At 63.7% G+C, this 19,884-nt stretch carries 19 protein-coding genes and 1 pseudogene; 9 read left to right on the top strand and 11 right to left on the bottom strand.

From position 1 onward, the window contains the following. Window positions 1-23: 23 nt before the first annotated feature. Entirely contained in the window at window positions 24-779 is a 756-nt protein-coding gene (locus MLB1_RS08500; RefSeq protein ID WP_180749213.1) for an isocitrate lyase/phosphoenolpyruvate mutase family protein, read from the top strand. On the opposite strand, the gene MLB1_RS08495 is transcribed toward MLB1_RS08500, so the two are convergent. Beyond that, entirely contained in the window at window positions 776-1,723 is a 948-nt protein-coding gene (locus tag MLB1_RS08495) for a hydrogen peroxide-inducible genes activator (protein ID WP_180749212.1), read from the bottom strand. The genes MLB1_RS08500 and MLB1_RS08495 overlap by 4 nt on opposite strands. 97 nt (window positions 1,724-1,820) lie before the next feature. On the opposite strand from MLB1_RS08495, the gene MLB1_RS08490 reads away from it, so the two are divergent. After that, window positions 1,821-2,408, top strand: a complete 588-nt coding sequence (locus MLB1_RS08490) for a peroxiredoxin (protein WP_180749211.1) — start codon at window positions 1,821-1,823, stop codon at window positions 2,406-2,408. A gap of 1 nt (window position 2,409) precedes the next feature. Then, window positions 2,410-2,937, top strand: a complete 528-nt coding sequence (locus tag MLB1_RS08485) for a carboxymuconolactone decarboxylase family protein (RefSeq protein ID WP_180749210.1) — start codon at window positions 2,410-2,412, stop codon at window positions 2,935-2,937. Between the two features lie 61 nt (window positions 2,938-2,998). Here the strand turns inward: MLB1_RS08485 and MLB1_RS08480 are convergent, their stop codons facing one another. From MLB1_RS08480 to MLB1_RS08470, 3 genes are all read right to left on the bottom strand, one after another. Beyond that, window positions 2,999-3,727: an isochorismatase family protein gene (locus MLB1_RS08480; RefSeq protein WP_180749209.1), complete on the bottom strand. Its 729-nt coding sequence runs from the start codon at window positions 3,725-3,727 to the stop codon at window positions 2,999-3,001. Window positions 3,728-3,815: 88 nt separating this feature from the next. After that, window positions 3,816-6,998, bottom strand: coding sequence for a cytochrome P450 (locus MLB1_RS08475; protein WP_180749208.1), 3,183 nt, complete (start codon window positions 6,996-6,998; stop codon window positions 3,816-3,818). A gap of 162 nt (window positions 6,999-7,160) precedes the next feature. Continuing rightward, window positions 7,161-7,871, bottom strand: coding sequence for a cutinase family protein (locus MLB1_RS08470; protein ID WP_180749207.1), 711 nt, complete (start codon window positions 7,869-7,871; stop codon window positions 7,161-7,163). Between the two features lie 346 nt (window positions 7,872-8,217). Here MLB1_RS08470 and MLB1_RS08465 point away from each other — a divergent pair, with 346 nt between their 5' ends. After that, the gene (locus MLB1_RS08465) at window positions 8,218-9,186 is read left to right on the top strand and encodes an acyl-ACP desaturase (RefSeq protein ID WP_180749206.1); all 969 of its coding nucleotides are present in this window, start codon (window positions 8,218-8,220) and stop codon (window positions 9,184-9,186) included. Window positions 9,187-9,212: 26 nt separating this feature from the next. Here the strand turns inward: MLB1_RS08465 and MLB1_RS08460 are convergent, their stop codons facing one another. After that, window positions 9,213-9,632, bottom strand: coding sequence for an Hsp20/alpha crystallin family protein (locus MLB1_RS08460; protein ID WP_180749205.1), 420 nt, complete (start codon window positions 9,630-9,632; stop codon window positions 9,213-9,215). 148 nt (window positions 9,633-9,780) lie between these two features. Here MLB1_RS08460 and MLB1_RS08455 point away from each other — a divergent pair, with 148 nt between their 5' ends. The 3 genes and pseudogenes from MLB1_RS08455 to MLB1_RS24200 form a co-directional block, all read left to right on the top strand. After that, window positions 9,781-10,440, top strand: a complete 660-nt coding sequence (locus tag MLB1_RS08455; protein WP_180749204.1) for a VC0807 family protein — start codon at window positions 9,781-9,783, stop codon at window positions 10,438-10,440. Window positions 10,441-10,460: 20 nt separating this feature from the next. Further along, a complete protein-coding gene (locus MLB1_RS08450; protein WP_180749203.1) occupies window positions 10,461-11,141 on the top strand; it encodes a VC0807 family protein in 681 nt (226 codons plus the stop codon). Between the two features lie 47 nt (window positions 11,142-11,188). Beyond that, window positions 11,189-11,761 (top strand): annotated as a pseudogene (locus tag MLB1_RS24200) (VC0807 family protein); the annotation flags it as partial. Window positions 11,762-11,820: 59 nt separating this feature from the next. Here MLB1_RS24200 and MLB1_RS08445 read toward each other — a convergent pair. The 5 genes from MLB1_RS08445 to MLB1_RS08425 are packed head-to-tail and all read right to left on the bottom strand — an operon-like array spanning window position 11,821 to window position 15,682. Beyond that, on the bottom strand, window positions 11,821-12,372 hold the full coding sequence (locus MLB1_RS08445; protein ID WP_180749775.1) for a GNAT family N-acetyltransferase: 552 nt from the start codon (window positions 12,370-12,372) through the stop codon (window positions 11,821-11,823). Window positions 12,373-12,390: 18 nt separating this feature from the next. Then, on the bottom strand, window positions 12,391-13,266 hold the full coding sequence (locus MLB1_RS08440; protein ID WP_180749202.1) for a biotin-dependent carboxyltransferase family protein: 876 nt from the start codon (window positions 13,264-13,266) through the stop codon (window positions 12,391-12,393). After that, window positions 13,263-13,898, bottom strand: a complete 636-nt coding sequence (locus MLB1_RS08435) for an allophanate hydrolase subunit 1 (protein WP_180749201.1) — start codon at window positions 13,896-13,898, stop codon at window positions 13,263-13,265. The genes MLB1_RS08440 and MLB1_RS08435 overlap by 4 nt, the downstream gene beginning before the upstream one ends. Before the next feature lie 39 nt (window positions 13,899-13,937). Further along, window positions 13,938-14,651 (bottom strand): queuosine precursor transporter, encoded by a 714-nt coding sequence (locus MLB1_RS08430; protein WP_180749200.1) that lies wholly within the window; start codon window positions 14,649-14,651, stop codon window positions 13,938-13,940. A 56-nt stretch (window positions 14,652-14,707) separates the two neighbouring features. Beyond that, window positions 14,708-15,682 (bottom strand): ABC transporter substrate-binding protein, encoded by a 975-nt coding sequence (locus MLB1_RS08425; RefSeq protein WP_180749774.1) that lies wholly within the window; start codon window positions 15,680-15,682, stop codon window positions 14,708-14,710. Between the two features lie 124 nt (window positions 15,683-15,806). On the opposite strand from MLB1_RS08425, the gene MLB1_RS08420 reads away from it, so the two are divergent. Beyond that, a complete protein-coding gene (locus MLB1_RS08420) occupies window positions 15,807-17,432 on the top strand; it encodes an AMP-binding protein (protein WP_180749773.1) in 1,626 nt (541 codons plus the stop codon). After that, window positions 17,429-19,318: an acetoacetate--CoA ligase gene (locus MLB1_RS08415; RefSeq protein WP_180749199.1), complete on the top strand. Its 1,890-nt coding sequence runs from the start codon at window positions 17,429-17,431 to the stop codon at window positions 19,316-19,318. The genes MLB1_RS08420 and MLB1_RS08415 overlap by 4 nt, the downstream gene beginning before the upstream one ends. A 19-nt stretch (window positions 19,319-19,337) precedes the next feature. Here the strand turns inward: MLB1_RS08415 and MLB1_RS08410 are convergent, their stop codons facing one another. Further along, on the bottom strand, window positions 19,338-19,883 hold the full coding sequence (locus tag MLB1_RS08410; RefSeq protein ID WP_180749772.1) for a TetR family transcriptional regulator: 546 nt from the start codon (window positions 19,881-19,883) through the stop codon (window positions 19,338-19,340). Between the last annotated feature and the right edge of the window lies 1 nt (window position 19,884).

Here is a 19,884-nt window from a genome sequence, read left to right as displayed (position 1 = left end):
ACGAACCGGGGTTGGATGTAGGCATGTCTACTGATCTCGCTGCCAAGGCGTCCCTGCTGAAGTCCCTGCACGTCCCCGGCGATCCGGTGTTTCTGCCTACCGTGTGGGATGCCTGGTCGGCGAAACTCGCTGTGGAGGCCGGTTTCGTGGCCTTGACGGTGGGTTCGCATCCGCTCGCCGATTCGTTGGGAAAGCCCGATGAGGAGGGGATGTCGTTCGAGGACGTACTTACCCGGGTCGCACAGATCACCGCGGCGGTCGACGTGCCGGTATCGGTGGATATCGAGTCCGGTTATGCGCAGACAGCGCAGCGTCTCGTTGAGGGACTGATCGAGGCGGGGGCGGTTGGCCTGAACATCGAGGACACCGTGCACAGTGAGGGCGGCCGGATCCGCGAGCCGCAGGAGCACGCGGATCTCGTTGGCGCACTTCGGCTTGCGGCCGACCAGGCGGGCGTGCCGGTGGTGATCAATGCGCGTACGGATGTCATCCTGCGACAGATCGGGGATGAGTCCGATCGGGTGGATCGCGCCATCGCACGGCTGAAGCTCGCCGCCGAGGCCGGTGCCGACTCGCTGTATCCGGTGGGCAGGCATGCGCCGGATGTGCAGCAGCGCTTGACATCTGAGCTGCCTCTTCCGGTGAATGCCATTGCGGTGCCCGATGTGGATGATCCGGCTTCGTTCGGTCCGCTGGGTGTCGGGCGGATCAGCTTCGGGCCGTTCCTGCAGCGGGCATTGTCGGCGCGGGCCGAGGAGATCCTGGCGCGCTGGCGCTAGACGATCTCTGCCAGCGAGTCGGTGACCGGGTGCACCGCTGAGACGAGCTGGGTCAGCAGGCCGGCTAGCCGTCGATAGGCGTCCTCGCGTCCACTGATCGCGCGGTACACCAAGCCGATCCGGCGACCCGGCACCGGCGCGGCGAAGGTCGCGGTGGCCAGCCCGCCCCTCGCGGTTTCGGCGGTGACGGCGGTACCGGGGATGAGCGTGACCCCGAGTCCGCCCTCGACGCACTGCACGGCGGTGGCCAGGGAGGCAGCGCGGGTGTGGCCCAGATCGGGTCGCACTCCAGCGAGCTGGCACACCTCGAGCGCCTGATCGCGAAGGCAATGGCCCTCGTCCAGCAACAGCAGTGGCATATCGGCCAGGTCGGCGGGCTCGACGTTTTTACTGCCTGCGAGCGGATGTCCGGCCGGGAGGGCGAGAACGAAGTCCTCCCGGTACATGGGTATCTCTGCCATGCCGTGGGTTTGCGCGGGCAGCGCCATCACCGCGACATCCAAGGACCCGTCGGCGAGAGATCGCAGCAGTCGCGAGGTCTGGTCCTCGGTGACCCGCAACGACATCTCGGGGAATTCGCGGGCCAGGCCGCTGAGCACCATGGGCAGCACATACGGGGCCACGGTGGGGATCAGGCCGAGTCGGAGCGTCTGTGCGAAGGGATCGCGCACCCCGCTTGCGGCGGAGGTGAATTCGTCCACCGCATCCAGCGCGGCTGCGGCCTTCTCCAGTAGGGCCTCACCCTCGGGTGTGAGCAACACCTTGCGGGTGTTGCGTTCGATGAGCTGCACCCGCAGCCCCTCTTCGAGCATGGACAGGGCCTGTGAGAGCGAGGGTTGACTCACTCCGAGCTCGGCGGCCGCGCTTCCGAAGTGGCGTTTACGTGCGATAGCCACAAAAGCGCGTAGGCCGACCACCGTCGGCTGATAACTACGATCGGACATACCTATCAATATAGTGCGAACAATCACGTTTTGTTTTGGAAGTATTTCCGGCACGATGGTGCCAGTAAGCAAATCAGCGAATACGTGAAGGAGAATCGTGACTCTGCGGACCATCGGCGATGAATTCCCGGCCTACAACCTGACTGCGGTGATCGGTGGCGATCTGTCAAAGGTGAACGCGCAGCAGCCCGACGACTACTTCACCACCATCACCAGCGACGACCACCCGGGCAAGTGGCGCGTGATCTTCTTCTGGCCCAAGGATTTCACCTTCGTGTGCCCCACTGAGATTGCTGCCTTCGGCCGTCTGAACGACGAGTTCGCCGATCGTGACACTCAGGTGCTGGGCGCCTCGGTGGACAACGAGTTCGTGCACTTCCAGTGGCGCGCCCAGCACGAGGACCTCAAGACTCTGCCGTTCCCGATGCTCAGCGACCTCAAGCGCGACCTGGCCGAGGCCGCCGGAGTGCTGAACTCCGACGGTGTGGCCGACCGTGCCACGTTCATCGTCGATCCCGACAACATCATCCAGTTCGTCTCCGTCACAGCGGGTTCCGTGGGCCGCAATGTCGAAGAGGTGCTCCGCGTGCTCGACGCGTTGCAGTCCGATGAGCTGTGCGCCTGCAACTGGCGTAAGGGCGACCCGACGATCGATGCGGGCGAGCTGATGAGCGCAGGCGTCTGACGTGGGCATTGACAACCTGAAAGAGGCGCTGCCCGAGTACGCCAAGGACCTCAAGCTCAACCTCGGCTCGGTGTCTCGCACTACCGTGCTGTCGCCGAGCCAACTCTGGGGCACCCTCGTGGCGACGGCAGCGGCCACTCGGAACGAGCGGGTGTTCAAGGAGATTCGCGAGGAGGCCGCGGGCGTACTCACTCCCGAGGCCCTCGATGCCGCGCTGGGTGCGGCGTCCATCATGGCGATGACCAACGTGTTCTACCGTGGCCGTGGCTTCCTCGACGGGGCCTACGATGACCTGCGTCCGGGGTTGCGGATGAACATCATCGGCAACCCGGGGGTCGACAAGGCGGAGTTCGAGCTGTGGTCCTTCGCGGTATCGACCATCAACGGCTGTCACTACTGTGTCGGCTCGCATGAGAAGGTGCTGCGTGAGGCCGGTCTGACCCGCGAGCAGGTGCTCGAGGCGCTCAAGATCGCGGCGATTATCGCCGGGGTCGCGCAGGCGCTGGCCACCGCGCCCGCACTCGTCTAAGCAAAGGCAAAGGGCCGCCCGCACGAGTTGTGCAGGCGGCCTTTGTCGTTGCCGTCAACTGCTACGAATTGCCAAGTACTGCTAGCGCTGACCGTGTGGTCATTATTCTCGCCGTCCGCTCCGCGCACCAGGCCAGCGCCTGGTTGTGCAGCGCAGCGGTGTAGTCCGCGACGGCATCGGAGACGATGAATGCCTGGATGTCGTTCTGGACTGCATCGGTGGATGTAGCGGTGATCCCGGAGAAGGCGTAGACGCCGACGATGATCAGCTGGTCCCGGCCGGCATTGTGCATGATTTCCAGGAGATCCGAGCGAAAGAACTCGCTGTACTTCCATTTCGTGAGAACGGTATCCGTTGTGGTCGGCGCGAGAGGGTCGACAATTGCCCGCTCGGCATCATCGTCTGGCATGCCCGGCCCGTAGAGCCTGCCGAAGAGCCCGCGCTGCTCCGCTGTCATGCCTCCTGGCTGAGCGGAGTAGAGCACGGGCACGTCATGTGCGTGCGCCGTGTCGAGCAGGCTCTTGATGTTCTTCAGCACGGTCTCGACGGGATCGGCGTTCGGCTTATAGGCCTTGATGAAATAGTGCTGCATGTCGTGGACCAAGAGCATGGCGCGGCTTGCTTCGAGTGTCCAGGGTGCGCTGGTCGCTGGTACTTCAATTGTGCTGAAGGGGTATGCAATTGAACCGGTCGGCCGAACGTCGGCATGGGCGCTCCCAGAGCCCGTGAGGCCCAGCGCTGCCGTGGACAGTGCCACGGTGCCGGAACCGAGAAATGTGCGTCTACGCATTCAAGGCACTCTCTCACTTGTGACGAGTCGGGGGAACCGCAAGGAAAACACTACGTGTACCGCGCCGGCGACGCGGGCCCCGTAAGCCTTACTCCGTCCAGACATCCTCGACGTAGCGATCGGTCTCGACCAGGTTAATGAGCCAGTCCCGGGCCTGAGAATCGTTGGCGCGGGTGCGTTCCCGGTAGATATGCAGGAACGCCTCACGGACGGCGGGGGCCATCTTGCCGCCATCGCCACAGACGTACACGTGCGTTTGCTTGGCCGGATCGCCAAGCAGATCCCAGACGTCGTCCGCGTCGGCAGCAATCCGGTCTTGCACGTACCTGATGCCGTTCTCAGCTGCGCGGGAGAACGCCGGACGCATGTGCACCACACCCGCCTGCTCCGCCGTCTCGAACTCCTCGCGGAAGAGATAGTCCACTTCCGGGTGTCGAACGCCGAAGAAACAGAGCGCTGGTGCGTACGGCTCGCCGGCACTGTGCGCGGCGACCCGGTCACCGACAAAGCCCCGGAATGGTGCGACGCCGGTACCGGCGCTCACGAGGATGACGTTCCGGGCGGGGTCGGCCCCGGCGCGGAATGCCTGCCGGGCCTGGTCGACCCGTGCCCGGATCTGTTGTCCCGGTATGGCATTGGCGAGATAGTTCGAGGCCACGCCCTGGAAGTCTCCGAATCCAGACCGGGCTGGGGCGTCGAGCACGCTGACCACCAGTTCGACGACTCGCGGACTCTGTCGGGCCGAGGAGGCTATCGAATAGTGCCGCGGCGTCATCGGCTCGAACAGTTCGAGTAGTTCGGCGCGGGACAGCTTGGTGGCGGGGAACTCCAGGAGACAGCCTGCGATACCGAGCGATCGGCTCTCCGGATGTTCGGCGAGTGCCTCCAATGCGGCTCGTTCCGGCGGGCAGGGGTTGGCCGCCGCCAGCCGGAGCAGCTGGGTTCTGGTGGCCGGTTTGCGTAGCTCGAGGAAGTGCGTGAGCAGCTCGCGCACACTCACTTCGCGGTCAAGCGCAATGGCCCGGCGGGTGCTGCGCCGGGTGTTGACGGAGATGCGCCTGTCCAGGATGAGGCCGAGCAGTTCCCCTGCCTTGTCCACGAGCTCCGGCAGGTTATCCGCGAGGACCGTGAGATGGTCCCCGGTGCGGTAGTCGAGGTCTTCGGGCAGCGCGACTCGTACCAGCCTTTTGGCCTGCCCCAGTGAGTTGTCGGCACTGACCAGCTCCCGGTTCTCCAGGACGGTCATCGGTATCACCTCGAACCGGGCATCGATCGCCGCCGTGACCGGTCCGTCGATGGCGCGCAGTTCGTAGAGAGGTCCGTCGGCCGGGGCGGTAGAAATGTCCGGACCGGAAACACCGCCCAACGAAGTCCAGAGGGCTTGCGAGAAGGCCTCGACGGTGCCCGCGAAATCACCGGAGGTGTCTGCCTCACCTCGGGGAAGAATTGGTGTTCCCCCGGCCGCGGCGAGGCGCTCGTCGATCCTCTTCGGCACTGCCTGGTAGGTCTCCGCCCAATTCCGGTCCCCGACTCCGAGTACCGCGTAGCGCAGCCCGCTGCAGGTATCAGCCTCTGCGCTATCGAGCCAGGCGAGAAACTGCCGGGCGTCATCGGTCGGCTGACCGTTGTAGGAGGCCGCAACCACGAGCGTCACGCCCTCGGTGGGTAGCGCTGCGGCCGCATCATCGAGGGGTGCGACGGTTGTCTGATAGCCGAGATCGGCCGCTTCCTCTGCGAGCTGGTGCGCTAATGCCCGGCAGGTGCCGAGATTTGAGCCGTGGAACACGGCCAGTGCCGATCCTGGCGCGGCGGTGGCAGCCGGTTGTCGCGTCTCCTGTGTAGTCGCGGGAGCAGCGGTCAGCTCATGCCGACGGTCCTGGGAAGTGCGCCGCGCCAAACCAATCCGGAAGCCGACTGGTTTCCGAAGGAGATCGCTATGGGTGCGTAGTTGGTAGTGCTCAGAGTCGATAAAGCGGTATCTGTGTACCAGCGTGGCGATCGCCATCGTTGCCTCGTGCAGCGCGAACTGCCGCCCGATGCACGACCGGGCACCGGTGCCGAAGGGTTTGAACAGGTTCACCGGCCGCGCGGATGACCTATCCGGCGAGAACCGGTCGGGGTCGAAGATCTCCACGTTGTCACCCCATTGTGGCTGCCGGTGCAACGCGGTGGTGAGGACGGTGACAACCTCGCCCTTCTGCACTGGATAGCGCCCCGCGAGCAGGGTGTCTTCCGTGGCCATCCGGTCGAATTCCCGGACCGGCGGCGAGAGCCGCAACGTCTCGTCGACAATCTGGCGGATGTACCGGAGCTTGCCAATCTCGTCGAATGTCGGGGTGTGTTCGTCCTCGGGCCCGAACACCCCGTCAACCTCGGCCTGAGCCCGGTGCAGCACGGCAGGATTCTTCACCAGGCTGTAGAGCGCGGTAGGCATCATCGTGGACGTAGTGTCCTGCCCGGCAATCAAGAATGTGAGGACCTGAGAGTGAATGCTGCTCAGCTCCAGCGCCGGAGTCTCAGCGGAAGCGGGCGCGAGCATCAGTCCGAGTAGATCTTCGTGCGCGGCGGCGCTCTCGCCGTGCCGGGCGATGAGCTCATCGATGAAGGTATGCAGTTTCCGCTGTTCCGCCGCGAACAGATCCTGCTCGCCACCTTCCGGGGTCATCATCTGCTGCATCGCAACCGCGAAGCTCGACGGGATTGCCGCGAGCCCCTTGTGCCGGTAGGAGTCGAACCTTTCCCCGAAACCAGCCAGCCCGACCGTATCCATGGCGAGCTTGCCCAGATCCTCGGCCACGTCCACGAGGCGCTCTCCGGCACTGTCGTCCCAATTGGCAATGAGCTGACGGTTGATATCGAGCATGGCGGGGTGGTAGTTGCGTATACCGCTATAGCTGAAACCGGGCAGCAGGACATCGTGGGCTTTCTGCCAGTTCGGCTCACCCGGGTAGGCGGTGAACAATCCGTCGCCCGCAAGGGGGCGGAACCGGTCCAACCGATCGGTGATGCCCTTGATGAACCGGCTCTCGTCGCACAGCTCCTCGACCAGTGCCAACGAGCAGGCATACAGCCGACGCGAGACCCCGAAGTTTGCGTAGAAGAGTGGCCCGAACTCCTCGACGAGCAGATCCGCCGGTAGGGCATAGGGCCGGCCAGGCAGCGGACCGGATGGCAGCACGCGTCCGTCGGCGCAGGGAATGCCATCGATTTCCGGAGGGTGGGCGGGCGAAGTGTATTCGCCCGATTCCGCCACGCGAATATCGCTGCTCATGCGTTTCCCCTTCACTTCCGCAGGTGTAGTCAGATGTCTACACCATGGCCGTCCATAACTGTACACATGTGACTACAGCCCCGGCAATGTCATGGTTGGGGTGATGCGATTGTCCTGCGTCTGGGCGTTCGTCCGCGTCGTAACCGATGAAACGGACGGTGTCTACGCCGCTTGCGGGGTATTGCCGCCCATCGCAGCGACCAGCCGTTCGACGACGGTCTGGGCCGCGCCATCGGTGAGCTTGTCCTTGGCGTAGGTGGTGTGAGACACGATGTCCCCGCCCTCGGGATCGCAGAAGAAGTCTCCCGGATTGCACACGTCAATGACCTTGTGCAACAAGTCGTCTCGAATCGCCAAATTGACGTCCACGCCGGGCGGCCGAATGTTCTTGGGGTCCCCGAAGAGCACGATGGAGACGATGCGCTGCTCAAGACCCGCGGGCAGTGGATTCGTGAACGTGTAGGTGCCCGGCGGGGTATTGCCCAACAGCACATCAACCACCGCTGCGCCCTGGGCGTACCCGCCGACTACGAACTTCATCTTCGGGCAGTCGGCGGCCGTCTTCTGGATGTGCTTGCTCAGATCATCCGACCCCTTGCCGGCCTGGACGAAGTCGATACTGGCGGGGTAGTTGACCCCGTACGTGTCGATGCTCATTCCCTTGGCGCCCTGCAGCCGCTTTTTCACCGCGTCGGTGAACAATTTCCCGACATCGCCGAGACCTGCGGGTTCGTTTGTGCCGCGTGCAAAGGACAGGTCGATATCGGCGCAATCCGATGCGTGCGCTAGTTGCGGCGAGTGCAGCCCATAGCCACCGAACATGACCAAGAATGCAATGGCGGTGCCTGCCACGTGGCACTTTGCAGTTCGCATTACTGCACCTTTCGTGATGTTCGAGATCGTTGTGCCCCAAAGTACCGGCCGGCCAGGGGGGTGTGCCCGGTGCAGAACTGGCGAAGGGATTGCGCCGCGCCACAGTTTCGGGTTTGCGGCATCGCACGTGCCGGCTTCAGAGTGTGGGGGCTTTGGGCTCGAGTTTCCGCGCCCTCCGAGTCGCTGTCCAGTTGCGATAGCTGAAACGGAGGTACTAGCCCGTTTATTTGGGCAGTTGGCGCGGAGGTTGCTTGCTATCGTCTAGTAACGAACGTCGGGAATGGCATTGCTCAGGTAAGTTACGCTGTCTGGAGGCTCGGGTTTCCAACGCGAAAGACAAGGTGTGATGTCGAGAGAGCTAACCGATCTGGAGATGCTCAGCGAGTTGGAGCCAATTGCTGAAGCCAATCTCAATCGGCATTTGTCGGTGACCACCGACTGGCATCCGCATGACTATGTTCCCTGGGACCGCGGCCGCAACTTTGCGCAGATGGGCGGCGAGGACTGGGATCCCGAGCAGTCTCAGCTCAGCGATGTCGCCAAGGCGGCGATGATCACCAATCTCCTCACCGAGGACAACCTGCCCTCATACCACCGCCAAGCTGCCAAGTACTTCGGTCTCGACGGCGCCTGGGGAACCTGGGTGGGCCGGTGGACCGCCGAGGAAAACCGCCACGGCATCGTGCTCCGGGACTACCTCGTCGTTACTCGCGGTGTAGATCCGGTGGCGCTGGAGCAGGCTCGCATGGAGCACATGACCGCTGGGTTCAATACGACCGCGGAAGAGGAAGATGCGCACAAGACCGATTTCCTCCTGTCGGTCGCGTACACCACCCTGCAGGAGCTTGCGACCCGCGTCAGCCATCGCAACACCGGCAAGGCGTGCAATGACCCGATCGCAGACCGGATGCTGCAACGCATCGCGGCCGACGAAAACCTGCACATGATCTTCTACCGGAACATGTGCAGCGCGGCACTGGATCTGGTCCCGGATCAGGCATTGGAAGCCATTGCGGCGGTGGTGGAGAACTTCCGGATGCCCGGCCAAAACATGCCGAATTTCCGCCGCAACGGCGTGCTGATGGCCAAGCACGGTATCTACGATCCGCGTCAGCATCTCGAAGAGGTTGTGACGCCGAATCTACGTAAGTGGCAGATCTTCGAGCGCAATGACTTCAGCGCCAAGGGCGAACAACGACGTGAGCAACTTGCCGCCTACGTCGAAGACCTCAAGGGTCAAGTAATCAAGTTTGAAGAACAGCGCGATCGTCTGCTCGCGCGTGAAGCGAAGAAGAGGGAAGCCCGCGCCGTGTAGCGCGGGCCCTCCTCTCGACGTGTCGGTTACTTGGTGATCTCGATCTTTTGGGCCTCGGCGTTGGCGTACGCGCCGGTGACCTTGACCGTCAGGATGCCTGCGTCGTAGCTCGCGGATATCGCGTCGCCCGTCACATGGGTCGGCAGCGTGAAAATGCGGCGGAACGTGCCGTAGCGGACCTCGTTCCGGACGCGTCCCTCGGTGCGCTCGTCGCGGCGTTCACCGGATACCGCCAACTTGCCGCGCTCCACCTCGACGGTGACGTCCTTATCGACGTCGACGCCGGGGAGGTCGAGACGTACCAGTGCGTCATCCCCGTCCTTGACGATCTCGGCCGCCGGCACGAAACCGGGGGTCGGCCAGGTTGTGGCCGGGCCGAAGGACTGGCGGACCAGGGCGTCGAATTCGGCGAACGGGCTGCGTCGCGTCCACACCAGATTGCTCATAGTTGTCTCCTCATGCCGGGCCGGATTCTCAACCGGCCGTCACTTGTACAAACTTGAGTGATGGGCGCTGAAGTTCCGTTTCCCGTACGCCCACGGTGAACATGCGCGCCGGCCCGGGATTCCCAGGTTCGTCACGTAGCCTCGCGCCGTGCCCGAGCAGCCCGAAGAAAACCAGAAGGCACCTGCACGCGAGGTGTTGAGACAGGTCCTCGCCAGTGTCGGGCCGACGCTGGGCACGTACTACGCGATGCGCGCGTTGGGCCAGTCCGAGATCCACGCATTGATCGCTGCCACGGTTGTTTCCGGCATTCAGGTGCTGTTCAAGGTGGCCAAGAACCGCAAGTTCGACGTCTTGTCGGGCTTTCTGATGTTCAACTTCGGGCTGAGTCTGGTTATCGCCCTGGTCACCGAGGACGCGCGTATGGCGCAGGTGTCCAACACCATCCCCGGCATTCTGCTCTCGCTGTTCCTCATCGGTAGCGCGCTGATCGGTAAGCCGCTGACCGAGCTGATGATCGCCAAGGCGAGGCCCGGACGAGTGGAACAGCTCGCGGCCGAACATCAGTGGACCGAGGACGACTTCCGCTCGTACCACCGGATGCATGTGCACGTGAGTTTCTGGTGCGGTGTCATCAGCGTGCTGCTCTCGGCGCTGTCGATCGTCATCATCTACAGCTTCTCTGTTGACGTTGCGCAGGCAGTCAACCAAGTCTTCTCTCTGGTAACGACAATTGGCCTGATCATCGGCATGATTGTGGTGATCCGCCGCTACCTGCAGCGCCTGACGTACGACTCGCCTGCGGCCTGACGACCGGATACAGTCGCGCGGTGACCGTCACCAGTGAACGGCCTGACGGGGACACCGCGACCGAAACCGCCATGTCTCCTCGTCAGCTGCTGCTGGAAGGTCTGTTTAACGTAGGACCCGCGCTGTGCGCCTACTTCGGATTGCGTTTGGCCGGATTCTCGGAGCTGCATGCGCTGATGGCCGCGACAGCGGTATCGGCCACGCAGGCATTGGTCAAGATGGCGTGGAAGAGGGCCCTCGACCCGGTTTCGCTGCTGGTGGTGCCGATCTTCGGGGTCAGTCTCGTCATGGCGTGGCTGACCCGCGACCCACGCCTGTCGCAGGTCACCAACGAGGTACCCGGCATGCTGTTGGCCACGTACTTCCTGGTCAGCGCGCTCATCGGTAAACCGCTGACGGAGTTGCTGGTCACCAAGTTGTGGCCCGGCGGCGTCGAGAAACTGGCCGAGGAACAGGGCTGGACCGATGCGGATCAGCGCTCGTATCACCGGCTACATGTGCATGTCAGTTTCTGGTGCGGTGTCTTCAGCCTGCTGTTCTGCGCCCTGATGGTGGTGATCATTTACAGCTTCTCGGTCGACGTCGTACAGGCCGTCAACCCGGTGGTGTCGATGCTGACCACCGGCGGTCTCATCGTGGGCGTCGTCGTTGCGATCCGGATGTACCTGCGCCGCAAGGAACGAGCGGTGGTCGGCCGGTAGACGCGTTTTCTCAGGGTCTCTCAGATTGCATCGGTACCGTCGCTGTAGTGAGCGGGTTGGGTAAGGGCGCAAAAGAATTCGGCTCAGGGAAATTCACGCTTCGGCATGCGTTGGTGAGTGCCGGGCTCGGACTAGGAACGTACTACGGGATGCGCCTGTTGGGTGCTTCGGAGTTGCATGCGCTGATGGCCGCGGCGGTGGTGTCGGCGATCCGCGTCGTCTACACAGCCTTGCGGGATAAGCGATTCGATATCGTCGCCGGCTTCATCATGCTGATGCACGGCGCGACTCTCGTGGTTGCGCTGCTCACCAGCTCGCCGCGGCTCGCACAGCTCACACACGTCGTCCCGGTGGTGCTGTTCGGGTTGTTCTATATCGGCAGCTGCCTGACGAAACGACCGCTCACCGAGATCGTCGTCGACATGATTCGCCCCGGGTGGGTGGCACGTCATCACTGGAGTGATGCGGACCTGCGCGCCTATCACCGGATGCATGTGCGGCTCTGCCTGATTGTCGGCGCGCTGGAGTTGGTACAGGCCGCGGTGATGGCGGGCATCATCCTGCGTTACTCGGTCGACGTCGCGCAGGTGCTCAACGGGCTACTCGCGACCGCGGGTAGCGCCGCGCGGCTGGCGTTCGTGATCGCGGTGATCTGGATCTTCCTACGCCGCCGAGGCCATCACCAGGCGTCGCCGCCGCGCCAATCGCAGGTCAGCGAGCCGGAGGGGTCGACCCCGGAACTCATCGGCAGCACATGCACGCCCTCGCCCGCGGCGGGCACAATGCCGTCGGCCGTCAGGACGGGAGTGGTTCCGAGCCAAGGAACCCAGCCGCGGGCGCGATAGAACGGGGCAACCTCGTCGTCGGCGCTCAAAGCACCCAGCTCGTAGGCGCCACGCAGAACTTGTTCGGCCGCATCCATGATCGCCCTGCCGAGTCCGTGTCCACGCCAATCGCTATCTACTGCAACGCCTTCCACATAACCGGTGCGTAGCGCACGCCCCTGGTGCAGTAGCCGACGCTGGATCACCGCGGCGTGCGCGATGAGTGTTCCGTGATACCAGATGAGTGCGTGCATCCCGCCCAGGCAGTGTTCCCAGTCTTCCTCGGTGAAATCGCCCTCAAATGCCTCGACCAGCAATTCCCTTGCTGTGAAGCGTGTTTCGCTATCCAGATCGGCGGTGTGGATGAGTCGCGCGGTGTGGGTTCGGATAACGGGGACGGTCGGCATGGTCGACACGGGGTGCTCCTAGCTGAGGCGCGGTCGTGACCAATGGAATCGAACGGTTTGTCCTGGCCGTACCTGTGCGGCCAGATCGGCGTCGTGATCAGTGATCACCCCGATCACGGGATAGCCTCCGGTCACCGGATGGTCCGGACCCAGGATAACCGGCTGGCCGCCGGGCGGTACCTGGATTGCACCACGCACCACACCCTCGCTGGGCAGCTGCCTGGCGGGGTCTCGCATCTCGAGAGGCTTGCCGATCAGTCGGGTGCCCACTCGATCGCTGCGGTCGGAGACGATCCAGTCTCCGTGGACCAGTGCATCCGGGTCGACGAACCAGTCATCGCGCGGGCCCGGCACCACCTTGAGCTCGACGATGTCATCGGTGATGGTGGCCACCGGCGCCTGCTCGATCTCCGGGAATGACGGGGACCGCGGTCCGACAGGCAGCCTGTCCCCGGCCTGTAGCGGCTTGGGGCCGATGCCGGACATGATGTCGAAGCTGCGCGAGCCCATCACCGGCGCCACGCTGACTCCTCCACGCACAGCCACATAGCTGCGTAGTCCGCTGCGCGGCGTGCCGAGTGATACCACATCGCCATCCTGAACCTGGGCAATGCTGTTGGTGCCAAAGGGAATTCCGTTGACGGACGGATCGGTATCGGCGCCGGTGACGGCCACAACCGCGTCACCGCCGGATACCCGAAAGGACATACCGCCCAGGGTCACCTCGATGGTGGCCAGATTGTCTGGATTGGCCACCAGCCGATTGGCCAGGGCATGCGATCTGCGGTCCGCGGCCCCCGAACGACCGACGCCCATGGCTGCCTTGCCGATGCGGCCGAGGTCCTGGATCAGGGCGAGGGGGCCGGTGCGCATGACCTCCAGGGTGGGCCTCATGCCGTCACCTCCCGGAACTTGACGTGGGTACCGGGAGTGAGAAGTGCCGGTGGATTGCGGTCGAGGTCCCAGATGACGGCTTCGGTAGTGCCGATCAGTTGCCAGCCACCGGGGGATTCCCGCGGGTAGATCCCGCTGAACTCCCCGGCGAGCGCGACCGCCCCGGCGGGCACCTTGGTGCGTGGCTCGGCGCGACGGGGGATGGCGAGGCGCGGGTCTCCGTCGACGAGGTACGCGAAACCCGGTGAAAATCCGCAGAATCCGACCGTCCAGACGGTTCCGGTATGCGCGGCGATGACACCGTCCACACCCAGACCCGTGTTCTCGGCGACCTCTTCAAGATCGAGGCCGTCGTATCGGACCGGGATTGTTACCGGTGGCGATTCGGCGGCCTCTGCTACTCCAGCGGCTACGGTGCGCTGTGTTAGCCGGTGACGGACCCTGGCTTGATCGGTGGGGCTGTGCAGTTTCAGCAGGATGGTGCGGGAGGCGGGAACGATATCGGTGACGCCGTCGATAGGGGCGGCTTGCAGCGCTGATGTCCAGGCCAGCACTTCCTGCACAGACGTGTACTCGAGCAACAATGCCCGGTCCCCGTGATCCCGCACCTTCAAATCTGTTGCGGTACTCATATTTCGACGGTACCCCCGTGGCCGCGGCTAGGGGTGCATTTATCCGGCCTGTGTATAAGTGGGCTCGTTCTTCTTGATGTAGGCGATCACCCGATAGGTAACGGGCAGCATCACGATCTCTACGACGGACTTGAAGATCCAGCCCAGCGCCGTGTACGTCGCCAGCTGGCCGAAGGTATGGATACCCAGCGCAGTGGCCGCAATCGAGCAGAACACCAGCGAGTCGGCGAACTCTCCGATGACCGTCGAGCCGATCAGACGCGCCCACAGGTGGCGTTCCTTGGTGCGCTTCTTCATCCACACCACGACAAGAGAGTTAAGCGTTTGTCCGACAAGGTATCCCGCGAGCCCAGCGACCATGAGGGTGGTGATGCTCTCGACAATGGTGGCGAAGGCTTCTTGGTGGGGATAGAAGTCGGCGGCCGGCATGATCTTGGCCGCCCACAACACCAGGCATGCCAGTGCCTCCATCGCGAACCCGAGCAGGATCACCCGGTTGGTGGCGCGATACCCGTAGACCTCGCTGAGTACATCGCCGATCACATAGCTCAGCGGGAACAGCACAAACGCTCCGTCGGTGATCAGGGACCAATCTCCGATAACGGGACCAAAGCCAATTGCTTTGGTGGCAGCCACATTCGAAATCAGCACCACGCCGACGAAGACGGCCGACAGGAGCGGGTAGTAGCTTCGCCCCACCTGCGCGAAGACCACCTGATCCTGGGGACTTTTCTCGACCTCGCTTGTCTGCATTCCGCGAAGTCTAAGGTGCTGGCGGGCACGTGGTCTGCCCGCCGGGGCCGGTCACGTCAGCCGAGCACCCGGGCTAGCTGGGGGACCAGGTTGTCCACCACGTAGGTCAGGCTCAACGGCGAGCTGAAGTTGATCGCACCGGCCAGTTCCTTCCCGGCGAAGATGCTGCGATTACGCACGTCGAGCTTGGTGATCGTTGGATCGGCCTGCAGCGCGGCGGTCTGCTCATCGGATTCGGTGCCCCACAGCAGCACATCGGCCTGGCCGAGCACGGTGGAGAGCTGGTCGAGCGGAAGGTACGCGAGTTGGTCACCCTTGGCGAAGCCGTCCAGCGCGGTGGACACGGTCAGCCCGAGGGCGGTGAGGAACCCGGTACGCGGTCCGGACCGGTACGCGATGGCCTGCCCGTCGAGCAATTCGCCTTGCAGATAGATGACCTTCTTGTCTTTGAAGCCGGTGTGGGCCGATGCGGCGGCGGTGAACTTGTTGTCGACGGCCTGAACCAACGCGTCCATCTCGGCGGCCTTGAACACCGCCTGGCCGATGGCCCTGGCCTCGTCCTTCCACGGCTCGAAGAAGGCGTACTTGCCCGACTGCGCGACGGTCGGCGCGATACCCGAGAGCTTGGTGTACGTGTCCTGGTCCAGCCCGGCGTCGGTGGCCAGGATCAGGTCGGGTTTCAGGGATGCGATCTTGTCGATCATCAACCCGTCAGTGAGGTTGAGCACCTCGGGGGTGGCGGCACCGAGCCGCTGCGTGGCCCACGGCCAGGTGGCGGAGGGGAAGCCGCCGTACCACTCGGTGACCGCGATCGGGATGACGCCGAGCGCCAGCAGATAGTCGTGTTCGGTGTATCCGGCGCTGACGATGCGCTGCGGCGGTGCCTTGACCTCGGTCTTACCGAATGCGTGCTTGATGACGACGGCACCGTTGGGCTCCGGTGCGGAGGCTGAGTCGTCCGAGCAGGCGGCCAGCGCGGTCCCCGCGGCGAGGGCGGCACCGGCAGCAAGGAACCCGCGGCGGGTCAGTATCGCGGGCTGCACATATCGAGAGTAGCTGCGATCAGTGTTCGCGGGGGCTTCGCAGTTTCACGACAACCGCGGTGTCCGGGTCATTAAGGTCGTCTTCGACCGTGAGCTGGTGAAGCGAGAGTTGATGAAGTCCTATGACGCGGGGCCGTCCGCCCGTCCCGTTCTTGACGAGACGATCGGCCAGAACTTCGAGCGCACCGCCACCATGTACCCGGAGATCGAGGCCCTCGTTGACGTGGCCGGAGACCGCCGGTGGACTTATCGCGAGCTCGACGAGGAGGTCAATCGCGTTGCGCGCGGGTTGATGTCATTGGGCGTTGTTCGCGGCGATCGGGTCGGAATCTGGGCACCCAACTGCGCGGAATGGGTGTTGACGCAGTACGCCACCGCGAAGATCGGTGCCATCCTGGTCAACATCAACCCCGCCTACCGCATGCATGAGCTTGCGTACGCACTCAATCAGTCCGGGGTCCGGACCCTTATCTCGGCGACGGCCTTCAAATCTTCGGACTATGCGGCGATGGTTGAGCAGGCGCGTCCACAGGTGCCGTCGCTGCGTGAGGTGGTGTTCATCGGTACCGCGGACTGGGGGCAGCTGGTCGGGGGCGCGGAACAGATTCCCGTCGAGCGGTTGCGTGCCGCGATGGCGGAGCTGTCCAACATCGACCCCATCAACATCCAGTACACCTCGGGTACAACGGGTTACCCCAAGGGTGCGACCCTCTCGCATCGCAACATCCTCAACAACGGGTTCTTTGTCACGGATCTGATCAACCTTGCACCCGGTGATCGCCTCTGCGTTCCGGTGCCGTTCTATCACTGTTTCGGGATGGTGATGGGAAACCTGGGATGCACCACGCACGGAGCCACCATGGTTATCCCGGCACCCGGATTCGACCCGGCGGCAACCTTGGAGGCCATCGAGCGCGAGGCTTGCGTCGGTGTCTATGGCGTGCCGACGATGTTCATCGCGATGTTGGAGCACGCCGACTTTCCCCGCCGGGACCTGTCCTCATTGCGCACCGGGATCATGGCCGGATCGGTCTGCCCCATTGAGGTCATGCGCCGCTGCGTCGACGAGATGCATATGACCGAGGTCGCCATCGCCTACGGCATGACCGAAACCTCGCCGGTGTCATGCCAAACGCTCATCGACGACGATATGGAGCGGCGCACCGCAACAGTGGGGCGCCCGCACCCACATGTCGAGGTCAAGATCGTCGACCCCGATACCGGTGCCGTGGTAGATCGCGGCAGCCCCGGCGAGTTGTGCACGGGGGGTTACTCGGTGATGCTCGGTTACTGGAATGAGCCGGACAAGACCCGCGAGGTGCTCGTCGACGGATGGATGCACACCGGCGATCTCGCGGTGATGCGAGAAGACGGCTACTGCACCATCATCGGGCGCATCAAGGACATGGTCATCCGCGGCGGCGAGAATGTGTACCCGCGCGAGATCGAAGAGTTTCTCCTGTTGCATCCCGATATCGAAGACGTCCAGGTGATCGGGGTTCCTGACGAGAAGTACGGTGAGGAACTCTGTGCCTGGATTCGCATGAGAAGCGGGCGGAAGCCTCTTAATGCGGATTCGGTGCGTGCGTATGCGAGTGGCCGTCTCGCGCATTACAAGATTCCCCGCTATATACAGATCGTGGAGAGTTTCCCGATGACCGTGACGGGGAAGGTACGCAAGATTGAGATGCGCGAGCGAACCGTTGAGCTACTCGGACTGAGGGAGACGGCGACGTGAGCGAGAGTACGTACACCCGGTTTGTCGAGTACGCGTCGGCACACTACGGCGCACCGAACGGCGACTACTCCGAGGTGTGGCGTTGGTCCGTCGAGGCCATCCCGCAGTTCTGGCGAGCGTTGTGGGAGTTCTATGGCGTCAGCGGCACGGGGCTGCGGGACGGTGATGGCGGCATCCTGCCTGAATCCGTGATGCCTGGAGCGCAATGGTTTCCGGGTGTACGGCTCAACTATGTCGACCAGGTCCTCCGGCATGCAGGCAGGCCGGGGCCGGCCATCGTGGGTGTTGACGAGACGGGGCGCCGTACCGAGATCAGCTGGAAAGAGCTTCCACAACGGATCGGCGCGGTGGCCGCTGAACTACGCCGCCTGGGCGTGCGGCGGGGCGATTGCGTCGCCGCCTACCTCCCGGATATCCCCGAGGCGATGATCGCCTTTCTTGCGACCGCCGCCCTTGGGGCGGTGTGGTCGGGTTGCGGCCAGGACTACGCCCCAGAGGGTGCGGCCGCTCGTCTGGGCCAGCTGAATCCCGCGGTGTTGTTCGCCAGTGCGGGATATCAGTACAACGGGCGTTGGGTCGACAAACGCGCCGACGTCGAGGAGCTTCGTCGGCTACTCCCGGGCAACCCGCCGGTGATACTCGAGTTACCCACGGGTGCAGCAGAACCGACCACTGAGCCGGTGCCGTTCGACCATCAACTGTGGGTGCTTTTTAGCTCCGGGACCACGGGTAAACCCAAGGGTATCGTGCACGGTCACGGCGGGGTGATTCTCGAGCATTTGAAAGTAGTTGGCCTGCATGGTGATATCGGACCGGGCGATGTCTTCTATTGGCAGACGGCGCTGTCCTGGATGATGTGGAACTACCGGCTGGGTGGACTGTTGGTGGGGGCGACCGTCATGTGCTTCAGTGGCCACCCGATGTTCCCGGATGCCGGACGGCTATGGGAACTGATCGAGGCGGAGAAGGTCACCTACTTCGGAACCAGTCCGGGGCATCTGCAGGCGTGTCGCAAGGCTGAGACCACACCGGCGTCCACGCACGATTTGCGTCGGCTGAGAACTGTCGGCAGCAGCGGGTCACCGCTGTCACCTGAGCTCTTCCATTGGGCCGGTACATATATTGGCTCGGATGTGGCGGTGTCCTCGTTATCGGGCGGGACCGATGTCTGCACTGCTTTCGCCGGTGGCACCACGGGTGTCCCGCCCCGGCCGGGTGAGCTTTCCGTGCGGTACTTGGGGACGGATCTGCACAGTTGGTCGCGGGAGCGTCGCGCGCTTGTCGACGAGGTCGGTGAGATGGTGATCCTGAGCCCGATGCCGTCCATGCCGGTCGCGTTCTGGCAAGACGAAGACGGGTCACGGTACCGGGCAGCATATTTCGAGCATGAATGGGCCGACGGATTGGCGCCGGGCGTGTGGCGGCATGGCGACTGGGTGACGGTTACCGGTCGCGGCTCGTTGGTGATCCACGGCCGCAGCGACGCCACGCTTAACCGCAACGGCATCAGGATGGGTTCGGCCGATATCTACGAGGTTGTCGAATCCCTGGACGAGATTGCCGAGGCATTCGTGCTGGGGGTAGATGGACCCGACGGTGCCTACTGGATGCCGCTATTCGTCACTCTCGCACCAGGAACCCGTTTCGATGCGGAACTCGCGGGCAAGATCGCGCAGCAGATCCGAAAGCGGCTGTCACCCCGGCATGTTCCCGACGAGGTGATCGAGGCGCCCGGGATACCGCATACCCGCACCGGCAAGAAGCTTGAGGTGCCGATCTGCGGTGTGCTCGCGGGGCGTACCGACGTGTCGCTGGATCCGCGGTCAGTCGATGCTCCCGAGCTCATCGATTGGTACCGTGACCGGGGGCGCGAACACCGCTGGTAGTCCTCGCACCGTCGGTGTCTTATCGACGGCCCACCAACCGTCGCGCCGCCTCCGCGGCAGCGGCCCGGCGATCCGCGACACTGTCGGCACGCGGCTGTTCACCGACAATCCGGTCGATACCAAACCCGCTCGCCGCCATCGAGTAGGCGATATCGATGAGCATCATGAGCAGACTCATGGGGTCCCACGCCGGGTCGATGATCCCGGCCTGCTGCCCCTGGCGGATGGCATCGAGCTTCGCCTGAAAGATGTGGCGCAGCACGTGGTCGCCGAACATCCCGTCGGGGGCTTCCAACTCGATCCAGCGCTGCAATCGTGCGCCCTGCGGGTCGGCGACGATATTGTCGAATAGTCCCGCGACGTAGCCCGGCACGTCCTCGGCGCGCAGCGGAACCTTATACGGCGCGTCACTAATCCATTGAGCCACAACCGCTTCGAAGAGTTGTTCCTTGCTCTCAAAGTAGCTGTACAGTCGCTCCTTGCTCGCCTTCGCGTTGGTGGCAATCCGGTTCAGCCGAGCGCCGGCGAAGCCGTACTCGGTGAACTCGGTCTTGGCCGCGGCCATG

Source organism: Mycobacteroides sp. LB1 (genome assembly GCF_013449725.1).
In the GTDB taxonomy this organism is placed as follows: Bacteria; Actinomycetota; Actinomycetes; order Mycobacteriales; family Mycobacteriaceae; genus Mycobacterium.
The sequence above is the reverse complement of the archived record's forward strand: the minus strand, read 5'-3'. Positions and strand labels throughout refer to the sequence as shown.

What these genes read in the sequence shown, in the direction of transcription:
- MLB1_RS08480 (WP_180749209.1), bottom strand. Translation starts at nt 3,727, where the DNA reads ATGCGTAGACGCACATTTCTCGGTTCCGGCACCGTGGCACTGTCCACG.
- MLB1_RS08460 (WP_180749205.1), bottom strand. Translation starts at nt 9,632, where the DNA reads ATGAGCAATCTGGTGTGGACGCGACGCAGCCCGTTCGCCGAATTCGAC.
- MLB1_RS08495 (WP_180749212.1), bottom strand. Translation starts at nt 1,723, where the DNA reads ATGTCCGATCGTAGTTATCAGCCGACGGTGGTCGGCCTACGCGCTTTT.
- MLB1_RS08420 (WP_180749773.1), top strand. Translation starts at nt 15,807, where the DNA reads ATGAAGTCCTATGACGCGGGGCCGTCCGCCCGTCCCGTTCTTGACGAG.
- MLB1_RS08435 (WP_180749201.1), bottom strand. Translation starts at nt 13,898, where the DNA reads ATGAGTACCGCAACAGATTTGAAGGTGCGGGATCACGGGGACCGGGCA.
- MLB1_RS08475 (WP_180749208.1), bottom strand. Translation starts at nt 6,998, where the DNA reads ATGAGCAGCGATATTCGCGTGGCGGAATCGGGCGAATACACTTCGCCC.
- MLB1_RS08500 (WP_180749213.1), top strand. Translation starts at nt 24, where the DNA reads ATGTCTACTGATCTCGCTGCCAAGGCGTCCCTGCTGAAGTCCCTGCAC.
- MLB1_RS08430 (WP_180749200.1), bottom strand. Translation starts at nt 14,651, where the DNA reads ATGCAGACAAGCGAGGTCGAGAAAAGTCCCCAGGATCAGGTGGTCTTC.
- MLB1_RS08440 (WP_180749202.1), bottom strand. Translation starts at nt 13,266, where the DNA reads ATGAGGCCCACCCTGGAGGTCATGCGCACCGGCCCCCTCGCCCTGATC.
- MLB1_RS08465 (WP_180749206.1), top strand. Translation starts at nt 8,218, where the DNA reads ATGTCGAGAGAGCTAACCGATCTGGAGATGCTCAGCGAGTTGGAGCCA.
- MLB1_RS08445 (WP_180749775.1), bottom strand. Translation starts at nt 12,372, where the DNA reads ATGCCGACCGTCCCCGTTATCCGAACCCACACCGCGCGACTCATCCAC.
- MLB1_RS08410 (WP_180749772.1), bottom strand. Translation starts at nt 19,883, where the DNA reads ATGGCCGCGGCCAAGACCGAGTTCACCGAGTACGGCTTCGCCGGCGCT.
- MLB1_RS08470 (WP_180749207.1), bottom strand. Translation starts at nt 7,871, where the DNA reads ATGCGAACTGCAAAGTGCCACGTGGCAGGCACCGCCATTGCATTCTTG.